Source organism: Mesorhizobium sp. M8A.F.Ca.ET.161.01.1.1, assembly GCF_004792105.1.
Classification (GTDB): domain Bacteria; phylum Pseudomonadota; class Alphaproteobacteria; order Rhizobiales; family Rhizobiaceae; genus Mesorhizobium.
Genome location: NZ_SRTD01000274.1, coordinates 1 through 330, shown reverse-complemented (window position 1 = coordinate 330; position 330 = coordinate 1). Strand labels below are relative to the sequence as shown.

Here is a 330-nt window from a genome sequence, read left to right as displayed (position 1 = left end):
GCCCGCTCTTGAGGAGCCAGTGCACGCTGATGCCGTCGCGAAAATGCTCGAACGCCAGATCGCGCCAGCCACCATCGAGCAGGCCGGCAAAAGCGAGATTAGGCATTGGCAATTCCCTCGAGCACCTGGTCGGTTGTCGCCGTCCAGCCGACGATGGCACCCTGCGCCCTGAGCATAGCGATCGCCGCCGCCTTGAACTCGGGAAAATAACTTTCCGTCGCGTCCTCGGCGAGCAGGCACTCATAGCCGCGATCGTTGGCCTCGCGCATCGTCGTCTGCACGCAGACCTCGGTTGTGACGCCGGCAAAGACCAGCTGCTCGGCGCCGAGC

At 64.2% G+C, this 330-nt stretch carries 1 protein-coding gene; it reads right to left on the bottom strand.

What is annotated here, in order from left to right; all coding sequences use genetic code 11:
* Positions 1 to 98 precede the first annotated feature (98 nt).
* Positions 99 to 330 (bottom strand): isochorismatase family protein (locus EN804_RS35675; RefSeq protein WP_135922380.1); only part of this gene is annotated, 232 nt, incomplete at its 5' end.